The 24,135-nt window shown below is 72.2% G+C and carries 22 protein-coding genes; 6 read left to right on the forward strand and 16 right to left on the reverse strand.

Annotated features, from left to right (window positions below; genetic code table 11):
• Positions 1 to 147 precede the first annotated feature (147 nt).
• Positions 148 to 1,062 carry a S1 family peptidase gene (locus MMF93_RS06745; protein ID WP_242750164.1) on the reverse strand — a complete coding sequence of 305 codons (915 nt, stop codon included), beginning with the start codon at positions 1,060 to 1,062 and terminating at the stop codon, positions 148 to 150.
• 439 nt (positions 1,063 to 1,501) lie between these two features.
• On the opposite strand from MMF93_RS06745, the gene MMF93_RS06750 reads away from it, so the two are divergent.
• A complete protein-coding gene (locus MMF93_RS06750; RefSeq protein ID WP_114020356.1) occupies positions 1,502 to 1,963 on the forward strand; it encodes a cell division protein SepF in 462 nt (153 codons plus the stop codon).
• 270 nt (positions 1,964 to 2,233) lie between these two features.
• On the opposite strand, the gene MMF93_RS06755 is transcribed toward MMF93_RS06750, so the two are convergent.
• The gene (locus tag MMF93_RS06755) at positions 2,234 to 3,409 is read right to left on the reverse strand and encodes an acyl-CoA dehydrogenase family protein (protein ID WP_114020355.1); all 1,176 of its coding nucleotides are present in this window, start codon (positions 3,407 to 3,409) and stop codon (positions 2,234 to 2,236) included.
• Between the two features lie 45 nt (positions 3,410 to 3,454).
• Positions 3,455 to 5,503, reverse strand: coding sequence for an MFS transporter (locus tag MMF93_RS06760; RefSeq protein WP_242750165.1), 2,049 nt, complete (start codon positions 5,501 to 5,503; stop codon positions 3,455 to 3,457).
• A gap of 333 nt (positions 5,504 to 5,836) precedes the next feature.
• Here MMF93_RS06760 and MMF93_RS06765 point away from each other — a divergent pair, with 333 nt between their 5' ends.
• On the forward strand, positions 5,837 to 7,003 hold the full coding sequence (locus tag MMF93_RS06765; protein WP_242750166.1) for a glycosyltransferase family 39 protein: 1,167 nt from the start codon (positions 5,837 to 5,839) through the stop codon (positions 7,001 to 7,003).
• A 343-nt stretch (positions 7,004 to 7,346) separates the two neighbouring features.
• On the forward strand, positions 7,347 to 8,249 hold the full coding sequence (locus tag MMF93_RS06770) for a phosphatase PAP2 family protein (RefSeq protein WP_242750167.1): 903 nt from the start codon (positions 7,347 to 7,349) through the stop codon (positions 8,247 to 8,249).
• 27 nt (positions 8,250 to 8,276) lie between these two features.
• Here MMF93_RS06770 and MMF93_RS06775 read toward each other — a convergent pair whose 3' ends face one another.
• The 4 genes from MMF93_RS06775 to MMF93_RS06790 form a co-directional block, all read right to left on the reverse strand.
• On the reverse strand, positions 8,277 to 8,492 hold the full coding sequence (locus tag MMF93_RS06775; protein WP_242750168.1) for a hypothetical protein: 216 nt from the start codon (positions 8,490 to 8,492) through the stop codon (positions 8,277 to 8,279).
• A 479-nt stretch (positions 8,493 to 8,971) separates the two neighbouring features.
• On the reverse strand, positions 8,972 to 9,952 hold the full coding sequence (locus MMF93_RS06780; protein WP_242750169.1) for a hypothetical protein: 981 nt from the start codon (positions 9,950 to 9,952) through the stop codon (positions 8,972 to 8,974).
• Positions 9,949 to 11,202, reverse strand: coding sequence for a glycosyltransferase family 4 protein (locus tag MMF93_RS06785; RefSeq protein WP_242757318.1), 1,254 nt, complete (start codon positions 11,200 to 11,202; stop codon positions 9,949 to 9,951). The genes MMF93_RS06780 and MMF93_RS06785 overlap by 4 nt, the downstream gene beginning before the upstream one ends.
• Before the next feature lie 280 nt (positions 11,203 to 11,482).
• Positions 11,483 to 12,112, reverse strand: a complete 630-nt coding sequence (locus MMF93_RS06790; protein ID WP_242750170.1) for a LysM peptidoglycan-binding domain-containing protein — start codon at positions 12,110 to 12,112, stop codon at positions 11,483 to 11,485.
• 454 nt (positions 12,113 to 12,566) lie between these two features.
• Between MMF93_RS06790 and MMF93_RS06795 the strand changes: the two genes are divergently transcribed.
• Both MMF93_RS06795 and MMF93_RS06800 read left to right on the forward strand, forming a co-directional pair.
• Positions 12,567 to 13,400, forward strand: coding sequence for a hypothetical protein (locus MMF93_RS06795; RefSeq protein WP_242757320.1), 834 nt, complete (start codon positions 12,567 to 12,569; stop codon positions 13,398 to 13,400).
• 202 nt (positions 13,401 to 13,602) lie between these two features.
• Entirely contained in the window at positions 13,603 to 13,863 is a 261-nt protein-coding gene (locus MMF93_RS06800) for a hypothetical protein (RefSeq protein ID WP_242757322.1), read from the forward strand.
• Between the two features lie 31 nt (positions 13,864 to 13,894).
• Here the strand turns inward: MMF93_RS06800 and der are convergent, their stop codons facing one another.
• From der to MMF93_RS06820, 4 genes are all read right to left on the reverse strand, one after another.
• Positions 13,895 to 15,373 carry a ribosome biogenesis GTPase Der gene (der, locus tag MMF93_RS06805; protein ID WP_242750171.1) on the reverse strand — a complete coding sequence of 493 codons (1,479 nt, stop codon included), beginning with the start codon at positions 15,371 to 15,373 and terminating at the stop codon, positions 13,895 to 13,897.
• A 98-nt stretch (positions 15,374 to 15,471) separates the two neighbouring features.
• A complete protein-coding gene (locus MMF93_RS06810) occupies positions 15,472 to 16,059 on the reverse strand; it encodes a lysophospholipid acyltransferase family protein (protein ID WP_242757324.1) in 588 nt (195 codons plus the stop codon).
• Between the two features lie 164 nt (positions 16,060 to 16,223).
• Positions 16,224 to 16,958 carry a (d)CMP kinase gene (gene cmk / locus MMF93_RS06815; protein WP_341483237.1) on the reverse strand — a complete coding sequence of 245 codons (735 nt, stop codon included), beginning with the start codon at positions 16,956 to 16,958 and terminating at the stop codon, positions 16,224 to 16,226.
• A gap of 340 nt (positions 16,959 to 17,298) precedes the next feature.
• Complete coding sequence (locus MMF93_RS06820) at positions 17,299 to 18,390, reverse strand: prephenate dehydrogenase (RefSeq protein WP_242750173.1); 1,092 nt, start codon at positions 18,388 to 18,390, stop codon at positions 17,299 to 17,301.
• A 191-nt stretch (positions 18,391 to 18,581) separates the two neighbouring features.
• On the opposite strand from MMF93_RS06820, the gene MMF93_RS06825 reads away from it, so the two are divergent.
• Complete coding sequence (locus MMF93_RS06825; RefSeq protein ID WP_242750174.1) at positions 18,582 to 18,902, forward strand: DUF952 domain-containing protein; 321 nt, start codon at positions 18,582 to 18,584, stop codon at positions 18,900 to 18,902.
• A gap of 255 nt (positions 18,903 to 19,157) precedes the next feature.
• Here the strand turns inward: MMF93_RS06825 and MMF93_RS06830 are convergent, their stop codons facing one another.
• Genes MMF93_RS06830 through MMF93_RS06850 form a run of 5 tightly spaced genes read right to left on the reverse strand, consistent with a single transcriptional unit; the run spans position 19,158 to position 23,825 of the window.
• The gene (locus tag MMF93_RS06830) at positions 19,158 to 20,372 is read right to left on the reverse strand and encodes a pseudouridine synthase (protein WP_242750175.1); all 1,215 of its coding nucleotides are present in this window, start codon (positions 20,370 to 20,372) and stop codon (positions 19,158 to 19,160) included.
• Positions 20,372 to 21,067 (reverse strand): SMC-Scp complex subunit ScpB, encoded by a 696-nt coding sequence (gene scpB / locus MMF93_RS06835; RefSeq protein WP_242750176.1) that lies wholly within the window; start codon positions 21,065 to 21,067, stop codon positions 20,372 to 20,374. The genes MMF93_RS06830 and scpB overlap by 1 nt, the downstream gene beginning before the upstream one ends.
• The gene (locus tag MMF93_RS06840; protein WP_242750177.1) at positions 21,060 to 22,079 is read right to left on the reverse strand and encodes a segregation and condensation protein A; all 1,020 of its coding nucleotides are present in this window, start codon (positions 22,077 to 22,079) and stop codon (positions 21,060 to 21,062) included. Before MMF93_RS06840 ends, scpB begins: the two co-directional genes overlap by 8 nt.
• 25 nt (positions 22,080 to 22,104) lie before the next feature.
• Positions 22,105 to 22,764 carry a hypothetical protein gene (locus tag MMF93_RS06845; RefSeq protein WP_242750178.1) on the reverse strand — a complete coding sequence of 220 codons (660 nt, stop codon included), beginning with the start codon at positions 22,762 to 22,764 and terminating at the stop codon, positions 22,105 to 22,107.
• The gene (locus MMF93_RS06850; RefSeq protein ID WP_423835367.1) at positions 22,761 to 23,825 is read right to left on the reverse strand and encodes a ParA family protein; all 1,065 of its coding nucleotides are present in this window, start codon (positions 23,823 to 23,825) and stop codon (positions 22,761 to 22,763) included. The genes MMF93_RS06845 and MMF93_RS06850 overlap by 4 nt, the downstream gene beginning before the upstream one ends.
• Between the last annotated feature and the right edge of the window lie 310 nt (positions 23,826 to 24,135).

A 24,135-nucleotide genomic window follows, 5' to 3' on the forward strand; every position in this document is an offset into this window, starting at 1 on the left:
CCGGGGCGATGTCCTGTGCCCGCACGGTAAGGCGTAGACCTGACTGGATATCGCCCCTCGGTGTCCGGACACACGTGTGCCCGTGCACGCCTCCGGTGGCGCACACGGGCACACGATCCACCCGTACTCCCAGCGGGATGAACGACGTCAGTACACGCTCACGCCGTACGCGTTGAGAGCCTCACGCACCGGCTGGAAGAAGGTCGTGCCACCGCTGGAGCAGTCGCCGCTGCCACCGGAGGTGAGACCGAGCGCCGTACTCCCCGCGTAGAGAGGACCGCCGCTGTCCCCCGGTTCCGCACACACGGTGGTGCGGATCAGGCCCGAGACGATGTCGCCGCCCCCGTAGTTGACCGTGGCGTTCAGACCGGTGACCTGTCCCCTGTGGGTGCCCGTGGTGCTCCCGCGCCGGGTCACGCTCTGGCCGACGCGCGCGTCCCCCGCGCCGGTGATGTCGACGCTGCCGACGGTGCCCGGATGGGAGAGGGCGGAATTGCTGTACCGCACCAGCCCGTAGTCGTTGCCGGGGAAGCTCGACCCCGCCGTGGGGCCGATGAGAGTGGAGTGGCTGGAGTCGCTGTACCAGTTGCCGCCGCCCTCCGTGCAGTGCCCGGCGGTCAGGAAGTAGTACGTGCCGCCCTTGCGGACGTTGAACCCGAGCGAGCAGCGGTACTGGCCCGCGTAGATGGCGTCCCCGCCCGAAAGGTACGTGCGGTACGTGCCCTTGACCCGTTCGATCTCGACAGCGCCCGCGACCTCGCCGGCGGCCCGCCGGATCCGCGCCAGCTCGGCACCCGAGACGCGGCTGTCGGCGGTGACGACGAGCTTGCCGCTCTCCTTGTCGACGTGCCACGCGGTGCCGGCCACGTCGGCCGAACGCACGGCGTCGCTGGCCGTCTCCAGCGCGGAGGCCGACCAGGTGTGGGGGGTGGGGGCTTCGGCGGAGGCCGTGGCCGGCGCGATGAGCGCTCCGGCCGCCGCCATGCCCGACGCGACGGCGATCAGCCGGTTGCGTCTGCGGCGTGTCCCACCGTCACCTGATGTGATGCGCTTGGTCTTCACTTTTCCTCCCGATCACGGAAATCAAAGCGTGCTCCTGACAAACGCTGCATGGAGTATTCGCCGTGATTTTCCGGACCGGCAAGACCCTCTTTCGGACTCCCTCGGCGTTTGGGACGACGGACAGCGGGGAGAAGTCAGACCTGGTCAACACCAGGTCAACCCGGGACGATGCGGAAGGTGTCGCTCACTCGGATGTCCTTGGCGGCCACCCATCCGGCGGGAACGGGACAATGCGGACCCTCTCGCGCTCCTTCACCTGCCTCTTAACACGAGATCCCTGATCGAGTGCCGGAAGTTCTGCACCAGAACCGTCACGAAACCCCGCCAGGATGGGTATCCGCTTGGCGCATCATCAGCATCATGGACGACCATAGGGGTTGCGGACCCGCGGCGGAGCGCTGAGAACAGTGGGACACCGCGCGAAGGAAAGGAGGCGTCCATGGGATCGGTGCGCAAGGCGAGTGCCTGGCTGGGCCTCGTCGACGACAGCGAGATGCGTTACTACGACTATGCCGACGGGACGGACGACGGCCCGGCCGAGGGGCCGGTACCCGCGGACGCCGCACGGGAGCCGTGGGTCACCGACCCCAGAGTCCGCGTCACGGCAGAGACCGCCCAGGACCAGGGCACCAAGATCGCGACCGTCAGCCCGGACTGCTTCCGCGACGCGCGCGGCATCGGCGAACTCTTCCGGGACGGGGTCCCGGTGATCGTGAACCTCACCGCCATGGACTCGGCCGACGCGAAGCGCGTGGTCGACTTCGCGGCAGGCCTGACCTTCGGCCTGCGAGGCTCCATCGAACGCGTAGCCAACCGCGTCTTCCTGCTGACCCCACCCGACTACAGCGTCGTCACCAACGAAGACCACCGCGACCCGGGCGGCTTCTACAACCAGAGCTAACCCCTGGCCCCCACACAGGGGGCCAGGGGCTCAGCCCCATGTGGGGGTCCAGGGGGCGAAGCCCCTTGGCGGGGGCTCCTAGGGGGGCGGAGCCCCCGTAGCGGGGGGCATTTGGGGGGCGGAGCCGCCCCAAAGCCTCCCCGGCGAGACCCCGGGGGCTGGGGGGCGGAGCCCCCCAGACAGAGTCCAACGCCCTCAGAGGTGGGCGGCCTCCATGGAAAGGGGGCACATGGGGGGCCCGCCCCACAAGAGCTCAGCCCGGACAAAGGCTCAGCCCCGAAACGCGTCAACCCCCGTAAGCGCCTTCCCCAACACAAGCTGATGCATCTCCACAGTCCCCTCATACGTCAGCACCGACTCCAAGTTGGTGCTGTGCCGCATGACGGGGTACTCCATGGAGATCCCGTTCGCCCCCAGCAGCGTCCGTGCGACCCGGCAGATCTCGATCGCTTCCCTGGTGTTGTTCAGCTTCCCGAAGCTGATCTGTTCGGGCCGCAGCCGCCCGGCGTCCATCCGCCGCCCCAGGTGGTGGGCGAGCAGTACGCCCTTGTGGAGTTCGACGGCCATGTCGGCGAGCTTGGCCTGGGTGAGCTGGAATCCGGCGAGCGGCTTTCCGAACTGCTCCCGCTCCCGCGTGTACGCGAGCGCCGTGTCGAAGCAGGCGCGGGCGGCGCCCATGGAGCCCCACACGATGCCGTACCGCGCGTGGCTCAGGCAGCTCAGCGGGCCGCGCAGCCCGTGCGCCTCGGGCAGCACGGCGTCGGCCGGCAGCCGCACGTCGTCCAGCACGAGCTCGCTGGTGACCGAGGCCCGCAGGGAGAGCTTGTGCTTGATCTCGGGCGCGGAGAAGCCGGGGGTGTCGGTCGGGACGACGAACCCGCGGATGCCCTCGTCGGTGCGGGCCCACACGACGGCGACCCCGGCGACCGAGCCGTTGGTGATCCACATCTTGCGTCCGTTCAGCACCCAGTCGGAGCCGTCGCGTTCGGCGTGGGTCCGCATGCCGGCGGGGTCGGAGCCGTGGTCGGGTTCGGTCAGCCCGAAGCAGCCGATCACCTCGCCCGAGGCCATGGACGGCAGCCAGTGCTGCTTCTGCTCCTCGCTGCCGAATCGGTGGATGGCGTACATGGCGAGGGAGCCCTGGACGGAGACCAGGGAGCGGATGCCGGAGTCGGCGGCCTCCAGTTCCAGGCAGGCGAGTCCGTACTGCACCGCGCCGGCCCCCGCGCAGCCGTACCCGGTCAGTGACATGCCGAGGGCTCCGAGAGAGCCGAGTTCGCGGGCCAGGTCGCGGATGCCGGGGAGTTCGCCGCGCTCGTACCAGTCGGCGACGTGCGGAGTGACGCGGTCGGCGGCCCAGGAGCGCACGGTGTCGCGCACGGCGCGGTCCTCGTCGCTGAGCAGGTCGTCGATTCCCAGCGGATCGTGCGCGTCGAACGCTGTCATGGGTGGGGCCTCCGGGGCGGAACGATCACGGATACCCGGCCGACGCTACGACCGGGTAACGCCCCACGACAAGGGCCGCCCCCCGGCCTGCACACCGCCCTCCCCCGCACGGGACGCACCGTCCTCCCCAGCACCAGGCAAACCGCCCTGCCCAACACGGGACGTACCGCCCTCCCCCACACCAGGCGAAGCGTCCTCCCCCACACGGGACGCACCGCCCTCCCCAGCACCAGGCGAAGCGTCCTCCCCAACACGGGACGCACCGCCCTCCCCCACACCGGGCAAACCATCCTGCCCGGCACCGGGCAAACCGTCCTCCCCGACGCCAGGGGCACCGTCCTGCCCCACACCGGGCAAACCGTCCTGCCCGACGCCAGGGGCACCGTCCTCCCCGACGCCAGGGACACCGTCCTGCCCGACGCCGGGCAAACCGTCCTCCCCGACGCCAGGGACACCGTCCTGCCCGACGCCAGGGGCACCGTCCTGCCCGACGCCGGGCAAACCGTTTTGCCCGGCACCCGCCCCCTCCATATGGCGCGGCAACCGCAGGGCCGCCAACGCCCCGAGGAACAGCAGCGCCGCGCTGACCAGCAGCGTCACGTGCAGCCCCGTCACGAACGAGGCGCGCGCCGCCTCCTTGAGCGCGGCTCCGGTGCCGCCGCCGAGGCGGTCGGCGACCCCGTACGCCTCGCCCAGGGAGTGGCTGGCGTCGGCTCCGTCGCCGCCGGGGATGCCGAAGCGGTCGGCCGCGTCGCGGACGCCCGGCCCGTAGGCGGCGTTCATGACGCTTCCGAGGAGGGCGATGCCGATGCCGGCGCCGAGCTGGTAGGCGGTCTCGCCGACGGCCGCCGCGCCGCCCGACTGTTCGGCGGGGGCCTCGCTGAGCATCGACTCGTAGCAGCCGAACAGCGTCGTCTCCAGCCCGAAGCCGAGCAGCACGAAGCCGCCGACGAGGAGTCCCGGGCGGTCGTGCTGGCCCACTCCGAGGAGGCAGAGCACGGCGACGGCGGTGGCCACGAAGCCGAGCGCGACCATCGTGCGCGGTCCGAGCAGTGCCAGCAGCCGCGAGCCGAGGAGCCCGGCGGCGATGGCGGCGACGGACAGCGGCAGCAGCCGCAGGCCGGTCTCCAGCGGGGAGAGGCCGAGGACGAGCTGGAGGTACTGGGCGGCTATCAGGGCGAGGCCGACGAGCGCCAGCACGGTCAGCACGATGCAGCCGACGGAGGTGCCGAAGGCGGCGCGGGTGAGGGTGCCGAAGTCGATGAGCGGCTGGGTGCGCCGGCGCTGGCGGCGGACGAACAGGGTGATGAGCGCGGCTCCGACGGCGAGGGGGAGCCAGCACAGGGGGGAGAGCGGTTCGCCGCCACCGGCCTGTTTGACGCCGAGTATCACGCCGAAGAGCCCGGCGGCCGCCATCAGGGCCCCGAGGACGTCCCACGGCCCCTCGCTGCCGGTGACGGACTCGGGCAGCAGCCAGCGCCCCAGCGGCAGGCCGACCGCCATCAGGGGGAGGTTGATCAGGAAGACCGAGCCCCACCAGAAGTGTTCCAGCAGCGCGCCGCCCACCAGGGGGCCGACGGCGGCGCCGACGGCGGCGACGGCGCTCCAGATGCCGACGGCCAGGGCGCGCTCGCGGCGGTCGGGGAAGACCTGGCGGAGTATCGAGAGGGTGGCGGGCATGATCATGGCGCCGCCGACGCCGAGGAGGGCGCGGGCGCCGATCAGGACGCCTGCGGTGTGCGCGTAGGCGGCGAGGGCCGAGGCGACAGCGAAGAACGTGTAGCCGAACAGCAGCACTCTGCGGGTGCCGATCTTGTCACCGAGCGTGCCGAAGAGGATCAGCAGAGAGGCGCAGACCAGCGGGTAGGCGTCGACGATCCACAGCAGCTCAATGGAGCCGGGGCGCAGGTCCTCCGAGACGGCGGGGACGGCGACGTGCAGCACGGTGGCGTCGACGGCCACCACGAGCAGGCTCGCGCACAGGACGACGAGCACGACCCATCGGTTGGCCTGTCCGACGGGCCCGCGGCTGTCCGCTCCGCCTTCGGGGACGTCCGCCGCCTGCCGCGCTGTGGCCGTGGTCGTCCCGGACATGTACAGCACCTCCTGTTGCTCTCGCACCCGTCGGCCGGCCGTCTGGGGGGTGGGACGGTTGCCGGGGGCGGCGTGCTGCCCGCGTGGCCCGCTCGGCGTCGGTCCCGGCCCGGTGTGGAGGGGCGAGTGCCGGTTAGCGTACGCGAGTCGTAGCGGGCGTCCACCGCTCCCCCATTCAACGGGTGTATCGGCGCCAGTGCATCTGCCCGGGATCCGGGCGTGCATGACGGCCGTTTTCCAGCGGTGTTCGTGTGCTGCCCGGTCCGCTCGGTCCGCCGGGAGGGGTCGCTCCCGCCGCTGGGGGCCCGCGGGCTGTGACCAATAATCGTCCGGATGACTGAACTCGCCGATGCCGGCCACCTCCGAAACCGTACGGATGTTTCCCCGGATGTCCGTGCGACGGAGCGTCGCCGGGTCGTCACCGCCGTGCTGGCGTACGCGGGTGTCCGCGCGCTGGGGCTGGCCGTGCTGGCGGTGTGGAGCGCGACACGGGGCACGAGCCCGCACACGCTGCTCGCGGCCCGCTGGGACTCGCTCTGGTACACCCGGGTCGCCGAGGGCTGGTACGGCTACCAGGTGCGGCTGCCCGAGGGCGGGGTCCACTCGGACCTGGCGTTCTTTCCGCTGCTTCCGGCGCTCGAACGCGGCTTCGCACAGCTCTCGCCGCTCTCGGCACCCGACGCGGGCCTGCTGGTGAGCGCGGTCGCCTCACTGGCCACGGCGTGGGCGCTCTATCTGGTCGGCGAGCGGCTGCACGGGCCCCGTGCCGGGGTCTGCCTGGCGGTGCTGTGGGGGGCGGTACCGGTCGGCGTGGTGCAGTCGATGGCCTACAGCGAGTCACTGTTCACCGCGCTGGCGGCCTGGGCGCTGTGGGCGGCGCTGACAGGTCGCTGGGTGTGGGCCGGGACGCTGGCCGCGCTCTCGGGGCTGACCCGCCCGGTGGGCGCCGCGGTCGTGGCGGGGGTGTGGTGCGCGGCGCTCTGCGAGCTGTGGCGCCGGCGGCGGGGCCCCGGGGCGCGCATGGCGCTGGGACTGCTGCTCGCCCCGGCGGGGTGGTTCGGGTTCGTGGCCTGGGTGGGCGTCCGCACCCGGAGCGTCACCGGGTACCTGGACGTCCAGGGCCAGTGGGGCAACGGGTTCGACGGCGGCTGGGCGTTCGCCCGCTTCGTCTGGGAGAACCTGACCGGCACGTTCGTCGGCGGCCTGGCACTGCTGGCGGGCGTCGCCCTGGTGCTGTGGCTGTACGCGCTGTGCGTGCGGCAGCGGCAGCCCTCCGCCCTGCTGGTGTACGCGGGGATCGTGGTGGCGCTCGCCCTGTGCGCCAAGGGCTACTTCGGGTCCAAGCCGCGGCTGCTGCTGCCCGCCTTCCCCCTGCTGCTGCCCTGCGCCGCGGCGCTGTCCCGCTGGCGGCCCGCCCGCGCGGCGCTCACCCTCGGCGCGCTCGCGGCGGCCTCGGCCGTCTACGGCGCCTGGTGGCTGAACGGCTCGGGACCGCCCTGAGCCCCGAGTGCCCTTCGAGCCCGGTCGAGCGGACCGCCCAGGGCCGACCGCCCAGGGCCGCCGCGGCGCCGGGGGCCACCACGCCCGGCGCCCGCTCCCGTCTCCACCGCGCCGCCCGGCCGCCGCGGAAAGCCGTACCGCTCACGGGGAATGGCGGGAATTGCCGTCAACCGCCCTGTGACACGCGTCGCTTCACGGTCGTCTCAGCACAATCAATCGGCCCGGGAATCGACCGAGATAAACAGAACCTAAGCCTGCGCGGGGCGCTTTTGCACATCACATCGGCATCACGAAGAGCCCGCCCTCGCCGAAGGCACTCTTCACGCGCGGTAATCTCGATTAGGTGCGTACCGACCGAATCTTCTCCCGGCTGGAGCAGGAGCCTCACCGCCCCTGTGGCCCGTTCCCGCGGATGAGCCGCGTCCGGCTGGGTCTGTTCAGCGTCACGGTCGCCTTCTACCTGGCGATCGTGGTCGCCGTCCTGGGCACGACGTGGCTCGTCCAGCTCGACTGGCAGGTCATGCTCTTCCGCCCGTACAAGCAGTGGCCCGCCATCCACGGCTTCCTGGACGCCTTCGTGGTGCTGGGGCAGCGCGGACCGACGGCGGTGCTGGTGGCCGCCTGGCTGGGCTGGCGCTCCTGGCGGCAGCGCACACTGCGGCCGCTGCTGGCGCTGGCGTTCGCCCTTTTGCTGCTCAACGTCTCGGTCGGTGCCGTCAAGATCGGCCTGGGGCGGCTGGGACCGCACTACGCCACGGAGATCGGCTCGGCCGAGCTCCTCAAGGGCGGCGATATATTTCCTTCGGGCCACACCGCCAACGCCGTCGTGACCTGGGGCATTCTCGCCTACCTCGCCACCACGCCGCTCGCGAGACGCTGGCTGTCCGTCGTCGGGGCGGTCTTCGCCCTCGGCGTCGGCGCCACCACCGTCTACCTCGGTACGCACTGGGTGAGCGACGTGTTGCTGGGCTGGGCCGCGGGGCTGGTGATCCTGCTGGGGCTGCCCTGGTGCGAGCCGGCGATCCTGCGGGTCGAGGCGTTCGTCTACGCACTGCGTGAGCGGTTCACCACGGCGGGGTCACGGTTGGCGCCCGCGCCCGCCTCCTCCCCCACGGGGCAGCCGGTCTCCGCGCGGGGCAAGCTGGTCGGCCCCCGGGTGCCCGCGCAGGACTCCGGCTCCGGCAACCGGAGCGCGGCGATGCCCCGCGCGACCGACGAGGCGCACGCTCCCGCGTCGCGCTACTGAGCCGGCAACCGGCCCTTCCGCCGCTGGTCAGCCCTGCCAGCAGCGCACCACCTGACCGTCCTTGACCGCCTGGTTGAGCCGCCCGACGACGTACTCCATGGTGATGATCGCGTCGGGCTCCAGCTGCCGCACGCTGGTCCAGCCGCGTTCGCGGGCGCGGCGCTCGGCCTCCTGCGCGGCCAGGCCCACGTAGGTCTCCGGGTCGTCGTCGGGGCGTTGCGGGTTCACGGGTTCCGGTGCCATGGGGCCACCGTATGCGCAGGGCGCGCACACCCGGCAAGTACGGCCCGCATCCCGGCGCCGTCACGCTTGTGTCACAACACACCGTGCACAGTCGGCGGTTGCCTGTGTCACTCGTACGTGCCTTCCGCGCGGCCTCAATTCGACGGATTCCGCATTTCGTTCGGGCGTGCGGAAATAGCGGCGCCGGAGCCGTTCTCATGAATTCCGGAACGGGAGGCGAAGGGCGCCTTAAGACAGTCGGAAGAGATGCCGAAGTCGACTGGTCCTGCTATATGTGCGGCGTCGCCCGGCCTTCCGGAGAGCGGGACAACCGGTCGCGCAGCGCGCCGGCGCACGCTCTCAACTCCTGCGGCTCGCGCACCTCGAACTCGGCAGCCCGCTCCGCGGGGGCGCGCACGCCGTCCCGCACCGTTCGCGGACACGGGGTCCGCGAACGGCCTCGAAGGGCTGCGCGCCCGGTCAGGGACGGAACCGGTCGTTCAGGGCTCCGTGCGGTCGACGCGCACGGCCAGGTCGTTGTTGAGCGTGTAGTAGGGCTTCGCGGTGAGCGCCGGCTCCTCGCCGGCAGCGGCCGCGACCTCCACGGCCTGCGCCGGGTAGGTGAAGATCCGCTTCTTGTCGGCGACGTCGTCGAGGATGCGGGCGACGCGCACCGCCTCGGCGCCCTCGTCGGGGCGCAGCCACAGGTCCCACAGCCGGTGCGCGGCCAGCGCCGGGTACGCCAGAGTGACGGTGAACTCCCTCGGGTCGGCGGCCGAAGGGACCACCTCGACCAGCACGGGAGCGGTGGCCTCCACCCGCCGGGGCCGGGCCTCCAGGCGGGCGGTCGGCTTCACCTCGGCGCCGTAGAGCCGCCCTGTCAGTTCCAGTCCGCCGTCGTGGACGCACAGCGCCCCGGCTTCCGCGTGCGGCCAGCGCATCCAGGAACGGACGCTGAGGTTGCCGTGCTTGGTGGCGTACGGGATGCGCACACCCAGCCAGGTGCGGCTCTCGTGGGGGACGCGGTCCACCAGGGAGCGCAGATCGTTGATGCCGGGCGCCAGCCGGCGCGGCTGCTGCCCCGCCAGGAGGAGGAAGACGTTCCAGCGGCCCTCGCTGAGCCGGACGGTGCTGGGCAGCGCCGCGCGCAGCGTGCCGTCCGCGGCCTCTTGGACAGGCGCCAGCGGGAGCCTGACCTCCTCGGTCTCGCCGGAGGGGCCCGGGCGGCGGCGCAGCAGCAGCCCGGCGTCCGCGCCGTGCGAGACGCCCGCGGGGAGCCGTACGTCGAAGGTGAGGCCGCCTGCGCTGTCGGCGGTGCAGTCGGCCGTCGGGCCGCGCTCGGCGGGTTGTGCGCGCACGGGTTCTCCAGCGTTCGGGTGGTGCTGCTCCCCTGCGGCGGTGGGGAGGGGTTCCGGGGGCGGGGAGGCCTGGGGGGTGGTCTCGGCCGCGTTCGTCGGTGTCCGGGTGGTGGTGCCGCTCATGCTGTGCGTCCCGTCTGGAGCGCCGTGTACGCCGTTCCCCGGAGGGCGTCCTTGACCGCGTAGGCCCCGCCCAGCAGCGAGGCGCGGGTGCGGTGCAGCCCGCGGCTGCCCTTGCCGGCGAGGTCCCGCATGAGCGACTCGTAGCGGGCTCCGATCCTGGCGGGGTCGAAGCGCGCCGAGTCGGCGAGTGCGGCCTGGCCCATGCGGCGGCGCAGTGCGTCGTCGTTGATGAGTCCGAGCAGCGCGGAGGCGACGGCGTTCTCGTCTCCCGTCGGGACGAGTCGCCCGTCGACGCCGGGCCGGATGATCTCGGCGGGGCCGTGCGGGCAGTCCGTGGCGACGACGGGGAGGCCGCAGCGCATGGCCTCGACGATGGTCATACCGAACGACTCCAGAGAGGAGGTCACCGCGGCGATCGACCCCTTGGCCCACTCGGGTTCGATGGGGTGGATGGCGCCCATGAGGAAGACGTGGTTGTAGAGGTCGAGTTCGTCTATCAGCGCTCGCAGCCCCGGTCTCTCGCGCCCACCGCCGTATATCCGCAGGCGCCAGTCGGGGCGCTCGGCCACGACCTTGGCGAACGCCCTGATCAGCAGGTCGTACCGCTTGGCGGGAGCGAGTCGTCCCGCGGCGACGACCCACTTGCTGCTGCCGTCGGCCGGGGTGACCCCCGGGGCCGGCACGCTGTTGGGCACGGCCTCTATGCGGACACCGGGCAGGCGCAGTGCGCGGCGGTAGTCGGCGGCGTCGGCCTCGGTGACGGTGGTCAGCGCGTCGAGCCGGGGGTAGACGCTGCGCAGCACGAGCTTCAGGTTGCGCGAGTGGGTCGCGAGGGTGAGGTGTTCCTGGCCGAGGCGCACCGGGCCGCGCCTGGTCTGGCGCGCGAGGTGGGTGTTGAGCCCGGGCCTGGTGCCGATGACGACATCGGCGTCGGTGCCGGCCAGGTGTTCCCCGATGAGGCGGTCGGTCAGGCCGCTGTACATCGGGTACTTGCCGTCGGCCCGCGGAAAGACCTGGGCGGGCCGCGCGTGTTCGGCTCCCAGGTCGGCGGGCGTGCGCATGCCGCGGGTGTCGACGAGGTGCCGGAGTCTGACTCCTGGCCCGGGGTCGAAGACCGGCCGGTCGCGGGTGCGGAAGACCGAGACGACCTCCACGTCGTGGTGTTCGGCGAGGCAGCGGGCCAGGTTGTAGGTGGTACGGACGGTTCCCCCGATGGCGTACCCGTTGTGGAGCAAAAAGGAGATGTGCATTTTACCCGAGTCCATCGCGTCCTTGCGGTCAGTCCCCCTCTGTCCGCACTGTCACCAAGCTAGACCGTTAAGTACCTGGGAGGGTTGGGTGCGCTGAGCAGGTTGTTTCAGAAGAGTTCTGAACGGTTTCACTTCTGTGACCTTGTGCGGGGAACTCCGCCTCTCCCCTGATCGTTGCTCCGCGGCGCCGGGGGCGGACACGAGCGCGGCCCCGCCGGGCACCTGACCCGGCGGGGCCGCTCCCCTCGGTGAGGGGTCAGCCGATGAGCTGCCCGACGCCTCAGACGTCGAGCTTCTGGCCGATGACGATGAAGTCGGGATCGGAGCCGATGACGTCCTTGTTGGCGGTGTAGAGGTTCTTCCAGCCCTTCCCGTGCGCTGCCGCGATGGAGCCGAGAGTGTCGCCGGACTTGACGGTGTAGTCACCCGCACCACCGCGCACCGCACTGCGGTCGGGGTGCGTGGCGGGCCGGTCCTGCGACTGCTGCCCGCTCTGGCTCTGGTCCTGGCCCTGGCCCCGGCTCTGGTTCTGGTCCGGCACCGGCGCCGACTGCGGCGGCGTACCGGAGGCCCCGGCCTGCTGGGAGCAGTTGGGCCAGGCTCCCCAGCCCTGGGCCTGCTGCACCTTGGTGGCCACGGCGATCTGCTGCGACCTGCTGGCCTTGTCGGCGGTGGAGGCGTAGGAGCCACCGCCGTAGGCCTGCCATGTGCTGTTCGAGAACTGAAGACCGCCGAAGTACCCGTTGCCGGTGTTGGTCTGCCAGTTCCCACCGCTCTCGCACTGGGCGATGCGGTCCCACACTCCGTCGTTCGACGCCGCCGAGGCCGTCGGAGCCATCGCGGCGAGCAGGGCGAGCGGGGCGGCGATACCGGCACCCGTGAGCACCGCTGCTGTACGACGCTTGAACAAATCAAACCCTCTCCACGAACCCGGGGTCCCCCTCGTTCCCCCGAGCGGACGAGTGGCGGGGCGCACCTGACGCCCGCTCTCGTGCCGCCTGTCCCGGGTGGTGCGCGTTGCACCGTCGTGAAATGTATGGGGTACCTCGCCCGGATTGAAACCAGATCCTCATCTGACCAGGTCAGATGCTGGTTACTCCGTATAACAACGATTTTCGGACACCCCCAAAGTCCCGCAATCCGGGCAGTAGTTGACAGGGTGAGGCGCTCGCTGTGAGTCACTTCACGAGTCGAACTCCCGTCCTCCGCCGCTCTGTTGACGGTGCGTGAGCCCGTGCCCCGCGTATGTGACCGGATACCGGCGGATACGGACGGCCGTCACGCGCCCGCGCGTGACCGTTACCACAGGCCGCCCGTTGTCCAGGCGAACGCCGAACCGAAAGCCAGGAGTCCCCGTGTCCCCCATGCTCGATGTCAGCGACGCCGTACGCGCCGAGATCGGCGAAGCAGAAGCCGACAGGCTGCTCGCCGGAGAGAACACCCCGGGAGAGTACGACTGCACCTCGTGCCGCGCCCGTGGCAACCCCCGCCATGAACGCACCAGCACCGTGCTGTTCGTCGGGGAGGAGACGGCCGTCCTCGCCTTCGCCCACGCCGCGTGCATCCCCTCCCAGGTGGTCACCGTCTCCGAGGACCAGCTCCAGGGCGCCGTACGCACACTGGCCGCCGGCGAGCCCGGCGCCGAGCCGGGGAGCGGCCCGGGCCAGGAAGCGGCGGCGGCCACCGCACCCCCCGCCGGTGCGGGCCCCCAGCCGAACGCCAGGCAGGCCGTGCTCGGCGTGACGTGCGGGCAGGTGCTCCTCGACGACACGCTGCATCCGGCCATCGTGGTCGAGCCGACAGGCCCCATCGCACGCCCCGGCTCCGACGGTCCGGGCGACGAGTTCCTGCCGCTGCTGATCGAGCACGGCTTCCTGCCGGTCGACGACGTGGCCCGGCAGCCCGCACCGGTCGCCGGATGGTCGGTGCTGCTGGCCATGGGCCAGCTGCACGCCATCCTGCAGCCCCCCGCCTCACCCGGCACCCAGCCGGTCGCATGGTGGCAGGCACACCAGCCGCTCGCCGTCACCGACGGCTGGCGCACGGCTGCCGCCAAGAGCCACACCGTGCTCGTCTACGCGGCGCCCGCGGGATCCATCGGGCAGCAGCCCCGCGAGGACCTGCTGCGGGAGGCGCTGGAGAAGGCGGCCGCCGGCGGCCTGCTGGTCGCGGGAACGATGCCGCTGGCGGGCACATGAGCCGCCGCACCGCACCGGGGGCCACGGCGTGAGCGGCGCGCGACCACCCCTGCGATCAGGTCATTCGCGGCGCGGGCCCGCATCCGGCACGCCGCACGGTCGTTGGGCAGACGTGCAGCCATACGAGCCTCTCCGAGCCCACCCCGCCCACCACGGCAGCAGCCGGGTGCCCGCCCCTTCGGGGACCTTCGTCGTCCCCAGGATGCGGTCGCCGCACAGCGCGTCACCGGAAGGGTCGACACCCATCTACGACTCGCTGTACGCGGAGTACCGCAGACTCTTCCGTGCGCTGCCGGGCGACCGCACGGGCGAAGAGGAGCTGCGGTTCGTGGGGTTCGGCACGGTGCACGGCACGGGCACAGGATCCTGGCGTGACGAGGACGGGCCCAGCACCTCCTGGCACGCGCCCGCCTGGCACCTGCCCGCACTGCCCCCGGCGCCCCGCCACGGTCACCACCACTGAGGTGGCCGGGCGGGGCCCACCCCGCGCACCGTCACTTCTTGCGGCCGCGCTTCTCCCGTACCCGCACCGAGATCTGCAGCGGCGTCCCCTCGAACCCGAACTCCTCGCGCAGCCGCCGCTCCACGAAACGTCGGTAGCCCGCCTCCAGGAACCCGGAGGCGAACAGCACGAAGCGCGGCGGCTTGGTGCCCGCCTGGGTACCGAAGAGGATGCGGGGCTGCTTGCCGCCGCGCACCGGGTGCGGGTGCGAGGCCACGATCTCACCGAGGAACGCGTTCAGCTTCCCGGTCGGCACCCGCGTCTCCCAGCCGGCCAGCGCCGTCTCGATCGCGGGCACCAGCTTCTCCACGTGCCGCCCGGTGCGCGCCGAGACGTTGACGCGCGGCGCCCACCGCACCTGCACCAGGTCCCGCTCGATCTCCCGCTCCAGGTAGAAGCGGCGCTCCTCGTCCAGCGTGTCCCACTTGTTGTAGGCCAGCACGACGGCGCGGCCCGACTCGACGGCCATGGTGATGATCCGCAGGTCCTGCACGCTGATCGACTCGCTCACGTCGATCAGGACGACCGCGACCTCGGCCTTCTCCAGCGCCGCCGCGGTGCGCAGCGACGCGTAGTAGTCGGCGCCCTCGGTCAGATGGACCCGGCGCCTGATGCCGGCGGTGTCCACCAGCTTCCAGGTCTTGCCACCGAGTTCGATCAGCTCGTCCACCGGGTCGCGGGTGGTGCCGGCCAACTCGTCGACGACGACGCGCTCCTCGCCCGCCACCTTGTTCAGCAGCGAGGACTTGCCGACGTTCGGGCGGCCGATGAGGGCGATCCGGCGCGGCCCGCCCAGCGCCACCCCGCCGAACGTCTCGCGGGGCGCCTCGGGCAGCGCCTTGAGCACCTCGTCCAGCATGTCGCCCGTACCGCGACCGTGCAGCGCCGAGACGGGGTGCGGCTCGCCCAGGCCCAGCGCCCACAGGTAGGTGGCGTCCGCCTCGCCCGAGGGCCCGTCGACCTTGTTGGCACACAGCACCACCGGCTTGCCCGCGCGGCGCAGCAGCTTGACGACGGCCTCGTCGGTGTCGGTGGCACCCACCGTGGCGTCCACCACGAACACCACCGCGTCGGCGGCCTCCACCGCGAACTCGGCCTGTGCGGCGACCGAGGCGTCGATACCCAGGACGTCCTGCTCCCAGCCGCCGGTGTCGACGACCTTGAAGCGGCGGCCCGCCCACTCGGCCTCGTAGGTCACCCGGTCACGCGTGACGCCGGGGCGGTCCTCGACGACCGCCTCGCGGCGGCCGATGATCCGGTTCACCAGCGTCGACTTCCCGACATTGGGGCGGCCGACGACCGCCAGCACCGGCAGCGGCCCGTGCCCGGCCTCGCCGAGCGCGCCCTCGACCTCCTCCTGGTCGAAGCCCTCCTCGGCGGCCATCTCCAGGAACTCGGCGAACTCGGCGTCACCCAGCTCACCGTGCCCGTGCTCGGTGCCGTCGTCGGCGGGCTGCATCTGGTCGTTCATGACGTCTCGTCCTCGTCGTTCAGCGATCCCGTCCAGGGACCGGGGCCGGGCTCACCGGCGGCGGCCGCAGGTCGCGGCGGCCGGCTCGGCGGTACGGATCAGCGGCCGGTCAGCCGCCTGGCGTCTTTCAGATGTGCGGTCAGCCGCTCCTGGAGCTGAACGGTGGCCTGATCCAACGCCTTGCGCGTCCGGCGCCCCGAGCCGTCGCCCACGGTGAAAGGGTCACCGAAGACCACGTCCACCCGGCTGCGCAGCGGCGGAAGCGCCCGTATCAGCCGCCCGGGGCGGTCCGCGCTGCCGAGCACCACGACCGGGACGACCTGCGCACCGGAGCGCAGCGCGAAGTAGGCGAGCCCGGAGCGCAGCGAGGCGAAGTCGCCCTCGCCCCGGGTGCCCTCGGGAAAGATCCCCAGCACCCCGCCGCGCGCCAGCACCCCCAGCGCGCTGGTGACGGCGTTCCGGTCGGCTGACGTACGGTCCACCTTCAGCTGGCCGATGCCGCGCAGGAACGCGTCGAGCGGGCCCACGAACGCTTCCTTCTTGATCAGGAAGTGCACGGGGCGCGGCGCCGTCCCCATCAGCATCGGGCCGTCGACGTTGTGCGCGTGGTTGACCGCCATGATCACCGGGCCGCCCGGCGGGACCCGCCACGCGCCCAGTACCCGGGGCCGCCACAGCGAGTGCATCAGCCCCAGGCCGATCCGGCGGCCGACGGCGGCTCCCCGCTCGCCGGGGTCCCCGGAAGCGGAGCCCCGTTCGCCGGGAGCGCCGGAAGCCGAGCCCCGCTCGCCTGGGGCGCCGGGAGCCGAGCCCCGCTCGCCTGGGGCGCCGGGAGCGGAGTCCTTCGGCGTCACCGCGCCGCCTCCTCCACCGGCTCCCCCTCAGCCTTGCGTGCCGCGGCCTTCTCCACCAGGGTGACCACGCACTCGATGACCTGCTCCAAGGTCAGCTCCGTGGTGTCCACCTCCACGGCGTCGTCCGCCTTCTTCAAAGGAGAGGTCTTGCGGCTGGAGTCCGCCTTGTCGCGGGCGGTCAGCGCCTGCTGGGTGGCGGCCAGATCCGTGACCGGCTTGCCTTCTGTGGTCTTCAGCTCGCCACTGCGGCGAGCCGCCCTGGCCTCGGGCGAGGCGGTGAGGAAGACCTTCAGGTCGGCCCCCGGCAGCACCGTGGTGCCGATGTCCCGGCCCTCGACGACGATGCCGCCGTCCGCTGAGGCGGCGATCGTCCGCTGGAGCTCGGTGATCCGGGTGCGCACCTCGGGTACGGCGCTGACCGCGCTGACCGCGGCCGTCACCTCCTGCGTGCGGATCGGGCCCGCGGCGTCGAGCCCGTCCGCCGAGATGGCCGGCTGCCGGGGGTCGGTGCCCGAGACGATGCTGGGCTTGTCCGCCGCGGCGGCGATCGCCTGCTGGTCCGAGACGTCCACACCGTTGCTGAGCATCCACCAGGTGATCGCCCGGTACTGCGCGCCGGTGTCCAGGTAGCTCAGCCCCAGCTGGGCCGCGACGGCCTTGGAGGTGCTCGACTTGCCCGTGCCGGAGGGGCCGTCGATGGCGACAATCACTGCTGCGGGGGTCGCGGACACGGTGGTGGGCACCTTTCGTGGATCTACGGGCTCTCGGCGCGCGCGGCGCGTGGGGCGGCGGGGGGCGCCTGATTCCCCCGCACAAGGCTACCGGCTGTCGTGGGTGGGCCATGCCGCGCGTCCCGGACCGTCTCGGGACGGTCCGGGTGACGAGGCGGGCCCCCTCCCCGGGCGGCCCCGGACGGTCCGGGTGCCCGGGGTGGTCCCCGGGCCTGGTCGCCCCCCGTCCCTGGGGTGGTCCCCCGGCCCTGGTCGCCCCCCCCGTCCCTGGGGTGGTCCCCCGGCCCGGGTGGTCAGCCGGGTCCTGGGTGGATCCGGGGCGGGGTGGGCCCCGAGGGGCCTACTGGCGTAGGGACCAGCCGCGGTCTCTGAGTTCTTGTTCCAGCACCGGCACCGCGCCCGGCTCCACCATCAGCTGCATGTAGCCGGCCTGCTGGCCCGTCGCGTGCTCGATGCGGACGTCCTCGATGTTGACCCCCACCGAGTCGGCGTCAGCGAAGATCCTCGCGAGCTGTCCGGGACGGTCACTGATGAGCACGGTCACCGTCTCGTAGGCGGCCGGCGCCTGCCCGTGCTTGCCCGGAACCCTGGCCCGGCCCGCGTTGCCGCTGCGCAGCAGCATCTCGACGCCCTCGGCGCCGCTGGCCCGCTCCGCCTCGTCCGCCGAGCCCAGCTCCCGCAGCGACCTGACCGCCGCCCGCAGATCGTCGGCGACGACGGCGAGGACGTCGGCCACAGGTCCTGGATTGGCCGACAGGATGTCCACCCACATCCCCGGATCGGAGCCCGCGATCCGGGTCACGTCACGGATGCCCTGGCCGCACAGGCGCACGTCCGTCTCGGCGGCCTCCACCAGCCGTGCCGCGACCAGGCTGGACAGCAGCTGCGGCGTGTGCGAGACGAGAGCGACGGCCCGGTCGTGCGCGTCCGCCTCCATCACCACCGGTACCGCCCCGCACAGCGCGATCAGCTCCAGCGCGAGGTTCAGCACCTCTGTGTCGGTGCCAGGCGTCGGCGTCAGCACCCACGGCCGCCCCTCGAACAGGTCGGCCGTCGCCGCCAGCGGGCCCGACTGCTCCCGGCCCGACATCGGGTGGCTGCCCAGGTAGGTCGTCAGATCGCCGCCCAGCTCGGTCAGCTCCCGGCGCGGCCCGCCCTTGACGCTGCCCACGTCGATCACTCCGCGCGCCAGCCCGCGGCGCTGCACGTGGGCGACGGTCTCGGCGATGTGCGCGGGCGGCACCGCGACGATGGCCAGGTCGACGGGTGAGCCCGGCTCCGGCTCACCCTCCGTGCCCGCGCCCAGCGCGGCGGCCGTACGCGCCCGCTCCGGATCACGGTCGCTGAGGTGCACCCGTACCCCGCGCGCGGCGAGGGCGAGCGCGGCCGAGGTACCGATGAGGCCCGTGCCGAGCACGAGGGCTGTACGCATGACTGTCCGGTGTCCTTGCGGGTGGGTGGGTGAGTGGGTGGGGTGGGGGGCGCGGTGGGGTGGGGCGCGGTGGGGTGGGGCCGTCCGGGGGCTCAGTGCCGTGGGTCAGGATACGGACCCGAGGTGGGGTGCGTACTGCGCACGTGTGCATGTGCGGGCCGCCCGGCCGGTGAGGCGGTACAAGTGAAGGCATGATCTTCCACGTGGTCCCGCTGGACGACTGGCTGCTGGCCCCGGACCGTCCCTACTCCCCGCGCGTGCTCGCCGAGGACGGCTTCATCCCCTGCACCGCCGACGAACAGCACGCGCTGGCCGTCGCCGACGCGCGGTTCCGCGCGGCGGTCGGGCCCGTGATGGCGCTCATGATCGACGAACAGCGGTTGGACGCACGGGTGCGGTGGGAGCCTGCTCCGCTGATTTATGGGCGGGTCAATCGGTCGGCGGTGGCGGGGATGCTGGAGGTTCGGCGCGATGCGGAGGGGAGAGCTCTCGCTCTGGGCCTCTGGTCTTGATCGGGGCTCCGCCCCGTTGGCCCCCTCCTGTGGGGCGGGCCCCCCATGGCCTTTCCATTCCATGGAGGCCGCCCACCCCTGTGGGTGTTGCCCTCTGTTTGGGGGCTCCGCCCCCAAGCCCCCGGGGTCTCGCCGACCAGGCTTTGGGGCGGCTCCGCCCCCCAAATGCCCCCCGCTACGGGGGCTTCGCCCCCCTAGGAGCCCCCGGGGTATGTGCGGGTGCTCTCCGGTGTGAGAGGGCCCGGCATGGGGGTGTTAGAGGTCTACCTCGTTCATGAGCATGCCTACTTCCGTGTTGGTCATGCGGCGGAGCCAGCCGGACTTCTGGTCACCCAGGGCGATGGGGCCGAAGCGGGTGCGGACGAGTTTTTCGACGGGGAAGCCGGCTTCGGCGAGCATGCGCCGCACGATGTGCTTGCGGCCCTCGTGGAGGGCGACCTCCACGAGGTAGTTCTTGCCGTGATTCTCGACCACGCGGAAGTGGTCGGCGCGGGCGAAGCCGTCGTCCAGCCGGATGCCGTCCTTGAGCTGCTTGCCCAGTTCCCGCGGCAGCGGGCCCTGGATGGCGGCCAGGTAGGTCTTCGTCACGCCGTAGCGCGGGTGGGTGAGGCGGTGGGCCAGCTCACCGTGATTGGTGAGCAGGATCAGCCCCTCGGTCTCGGTGTCGAGCCTGCCGACGTGGAAGAGCCGGGTCTCGCGGTTCTGGACGTAGTCGCCCAGGCACTGGCGGCCTTCGGGGTCCTCCATCGAGGCGACGACGCCGGCCGGCTTGTTCAGGGCGAAGAAGACGTAGGACTGGGTGGCGATGGTCAGCCCGTCGACCTTGATCTCGTCCTTCTCCGGGTCGACGCGCAGCCCCTGCTCGACGACGATCTTGCCGTTGACCTCGACCCTGGCCTGGTCGACCAGTTCCTCGCAGGCCCGGCGGGAGCCCATACCGGCGCGGGCCAGCACCTTCTGGAGGCGCTCGCCTTCCTGCTCGCCGAAGGTCTTGGGGAGCTTGACGGCGGGCTTGCTGTGCCGGGCGCGGTTGCGCTCCTCGATCTGGGCCTCGTACTCGCGGGGGCGTGCGGGCGCCGAGGCCCTGCGGTCGCGCGCCTTGGGGGCGCCGCTCTTGGTGACGTTCTTGCGGGTGTTGCCACCGCCTTGGCCGCCACGGCCGCCCTGGCCGCTCTGGGGCTTCTGGCCGCCTCGGGGCTTCTGGGTGCCTTGGGGCTTGGGGCCGCCGCGGCCGCCGCCCTGGTCGCCCGGTCGGCCGTCGCCGCTCGGGCGGCCGCCGGGCTGGGTGTAGCGGCGCTCCTCGGGGCGGGGCTGGCGGGACTGCTCGTCCCGGCCCCGCCGGCCGCCGCCCTGGCCGCGCGGGGCGCCGCCGCGTGGGGTGCCGCCGCGCGGGGCGCCCTGGCCGCCGCGGCCCGCGCCGCCCTGTTTGCCGCCTCGGTTACCGCCGGTGTTCCTGCCGCTGCTTCGCATCAATGTTCCGTCTGGGACTCGGGGGAAGGATCGTCTACGTCGAACGACGGCATGCCTTCTGGGGTCTCCCCCTCCACGGCCTCCGCCTCCGGAAGGAAGGGCGCCAGTTCCGGAAGCTCGTCCAGGCCGCGCAGGCCCATCCGCTCCAGAAAGTAATGCGTCGTCCTGTAAAGGATCGCACCTGTCTCGGGTTCTGTGCCCGCCTCCTCCAGAAGACCGCGCTGGAGCAGCGTACGCATGACGCCGTCGCAGTTCACACCGCGTACGGCCGAGACGCGGGAGCGGCTGACCGGCTGCCGGTAGGCGACGACGGCGAGGGTCTCCAGCGCGGCCTGGGTCAGCCGCGCCTGCTGGCCGTCGAGCACGAAGCGCTCGACCGCGTCCGCGTAGTCACCGCGCGTGGAGAAGCGCCAGCCGCCGGCGACCAGCCGCAGCTCGAAGCCGCGCCCCTGGACGGTGTACTCGTCGGCCAGCTCGCGCAGGGCGTCGGAGACCTCGCGGGGCCGTCGCTGGAGCACCTTGGCCAGGTGCTCGGCCGTGGCGGGTTCGTCCACGACCATGAGGACCGCCTCCAAGGCGGGCTTCAGCTCCAGCTGAGCGACATCGGAGCCGCCGGCGGGCGGTTCGGTGCCCTCGCCGACGGCTTCTTGGACCTCGTAGGTCTCCTCGGCCGTGCCGGCTGCTGTGTCACTCATCCCTGTGCTCCCCTGGCTCCTGCTTGCCCGCTCCCGGCTCCTGGTCGAACTCGTCGGTCACCACGGGTGCGGTGTCGGCCGTGCCGCTCCACCGTACGAGCAGCGCGCCCAGCGCCTCGTCCTGGTCCAGCTCGATGGCCCGCTCGCGGTAGAGCTCCAGCAGCGCGAGGAAGCGGGCGACGACGGTGAGGGTGTCGGTGGTGTCCTCGGTCAGCTCCTGGAAGCTGGCCTCGCCCCGCTCCCGCAGCCGCGCGACGACCACCTCGGCCTGCTCCCGGACGCTGACGAGGGGCGCGTGGATGTGCTCGACGTACACCTGCGGTTTCGGCTTGGGCCGCATCGCCTTGACCGCCAGCCTGGCGAAGCCCTCGGGGCCGACGCTGAGCGCCACTTCGGGCAGCAGCTCGGCGTGGTGCGGCTCCAGCCCCACCGTGCGGGGGAAGCGCCGGGCCTCCGTCTCCAGGCGGCCGGCGAAGATCGTGGCGATCTCCTTGTAGGCGCGGTACTGGAGCAGTCGGGCGAAGAGCAGGTCGCGGGCCTCCAGCAGCGCCAGGTCCGCCTCGTCCTCCACTTCGGCCTGTGGCAGCAGCCGTGCGGCCTTCAGGTCCAGCAGCGTGGCGGCGACGACGAGGAACTCGGTGGTCTGGTCGAGGTCCCACGCGGGCCCCATGGCGCGGATGTGCGCCATGAACTCGTCGGTGACCTTGGAGAGCGCGACCTCGGTGACGTCCAGCTTGTGCTTGGAGATGAGTTGGAGGAGGAGGTCGAAGGGGCCTTCGAAGTTGTCCAGGACGACGCGGAAGCGGCCGTCGTCCGCCTCCCCGGCGGCCTCCGGCTCCGCGTCCGCCGGCGGTTCGACGGTGGTGTCCGGTTCTCCTTCGGGGCCGGTCTGTTGAGCGGTCCGTTCGGCGGGCTGCGGCTCCGGCGGCTCGTGCGCCACCGCGGGCCCCCGCCCCAGCGGTCGGCGGGGGCCCCGGTGGCCGCGCGCGTCGTTCGGAGTCGGTGGGGGCATCGCAGGCAGCGTACTGGCAAGCAGGTCAGCGCCCGCGCAACCGCCGTACGAGAATGCTCGCGTCTCCGCGGGATTCGAGGTCGGCGAGGACCACGGCGACCGCCTCGCGGACGATGCGGCCGCGGTCGACGGCGAGGCCGTGTTCGCCGCGCAGCACCAACCGCGCGTGTTCGAGGTCCATCAGCTCTTCGGCCGAGACGTAGACGGTGATCTTCTCGTCGTGGCGCTCACGCCCGCTGGGCCTGCGGGCCGCACGTCGTCCTCGTGGGGCCGCCGAAGACGCCTGGGCCTGGCGGTTCTTGGTGCCGCCGCCGCGCCGTGCGGACCGCTCGCCCTGGGCGGGGGACGCCTGTTGGGGCGGGGTGGTGGGGCGCTGGGCCTCCGGCTTGCCGGTGCCGCGGCCCTGGCGGCCCGCGTGCTCGGCCGGGTCGGCGGTGGCCTGGCTGCCGGACTCCTCGGCCGCGGTGTGGTCGCCGCCCTCGGACTCGGCCGCGGGCTCGGGGGACGGCCCCGGCACCTTCGGCGCGGTGGACGGCGAGGCGCCACCCGTGCCCCCCTGCGGGGGCGGCGCCGTCTCGCCGTTCACCTGGCCGACCTGTGCGGGTGGCCCCTGTTGCGGCGCCGACGACTGGACCGCGGCGCCACCGGTCGTACGGAACAATTCGTCGGCTGCCGGGAGACTCACTCGGCGTGGCACCGGGCGAGCACCTCCCTGGCGAGCTGGCGGTAGGCGGCGGCGCCGACGGAGTTGGAGGCGTACGTCGTGATCGGTTCGCCCGCGACGGTCGTCTCGGGGAAGCGGACGGTACGCCCGATGACCGTGTGGTAGACGTTGTTGTCGAACGCCTCGACGACGCGGGCGAGCACCTCACGGCTGTGCACGGTGCGCGAGTCGTACATCGTCGCCAGGATCCCGTCGAGCTCCAGCTCCGGGTTGAGCCTCTCCTGGACCTTCTCGATCGTCTCGGTCAGCAGCGCGACACCGCGGAGCGCGAAGAACTCGCACTCCAGGGGCACGATCACCTTGTGCGCCGCGGTCAGCGCGTTGACGGTGAGCAGGCCGAGCGAGGGCTGGCAGTCGATGACGATGAAGTCGTAGTCGCTCAGCAGCGGTCCGAGGGCGCGCTGGAGGGTGGACTCGCGGGCCACCTCGCTGACGAGCTGGACCTCGGCTGCCGACAGGTCGATGTTGCTGGGCAGCAGGTCCATGCCGGCGACCGCCGTCTTCAGCAGCACCTCGTCGGGGGCCAGGCCGCGCTCCATCAGGAGGTTGTAGACCGTCAGGTCCAGCTCCATCGGGTTGACGCCGAGGCCGACGGACAGGGCGCCCTGCGGGTCGAAGTCGACCAGCAGCACCCGCCGCCCGTACTCCGCGAGTGCGGCGCCCAGGTTGATGGTGGAGGTCGTCTTGCCGACCCCGCCCTTCTGGTTGCACATCGCGATGATCTTGGCGGGGCCGTGCTCGTTGACCGGTCCGGGGATCGGGAAGTACGGCAGCGGGCGCCCGGTCGGGCCGATGCGTTCACGCCGCTGGCGCGCCGCGTCGGGCGCGAGCGTGGCCGCGTACTCCGGATCGGGTTCGTACTCCGCGTCCGGGTCGTAGAAGTGCCCCTCGGGCAGTTCGCCGTAGTTGGGGTCGTAGTGCGGATCGGTGTAGTCGGCGAAACGCTCGGCGGACTGACCGTTCGTAGCGTCGCCGGCCGTGGCGTTCACGTGTTGGCCGTCCGTGCTCTGGTTGGCTGTCATGGTGTGCGTCGGGTTCTGGTGGGCTGCGAAGGTGCGGACAGCGACGGAGCCGACAGCCTCGGGACCTGTGGGGCCCGAGGGCCCCTGGCCGAGTGCAGGCGCTCCTGGTTGACCACCCCCGGGAGAAAATGTCGACTCGTTCACAAGTCGTCTTACCTCCTAAGGTGACCAGGAAATTTCTCGACTAGTCAGCGTGACACCATGCCGACGGTTGGCGACTCTATGGCGTGTCGGCGGTCCGCAGCAACACAATCCGCCGGAGACGGCACGATGTGTCGGTATGCGAGCCCCCCTGTGTCAAGAGGCCCCC

Origin of the sequence: Streptomyces tubbatahanensis, assembly GCF_022699385.1 — a bacterium.
Lineage (GTDB): Bacteria > Actinomycetota > Actinomycetes > Streptomycetales > Streptomycetaceae > Streptomyces > Streptomyces diacarni.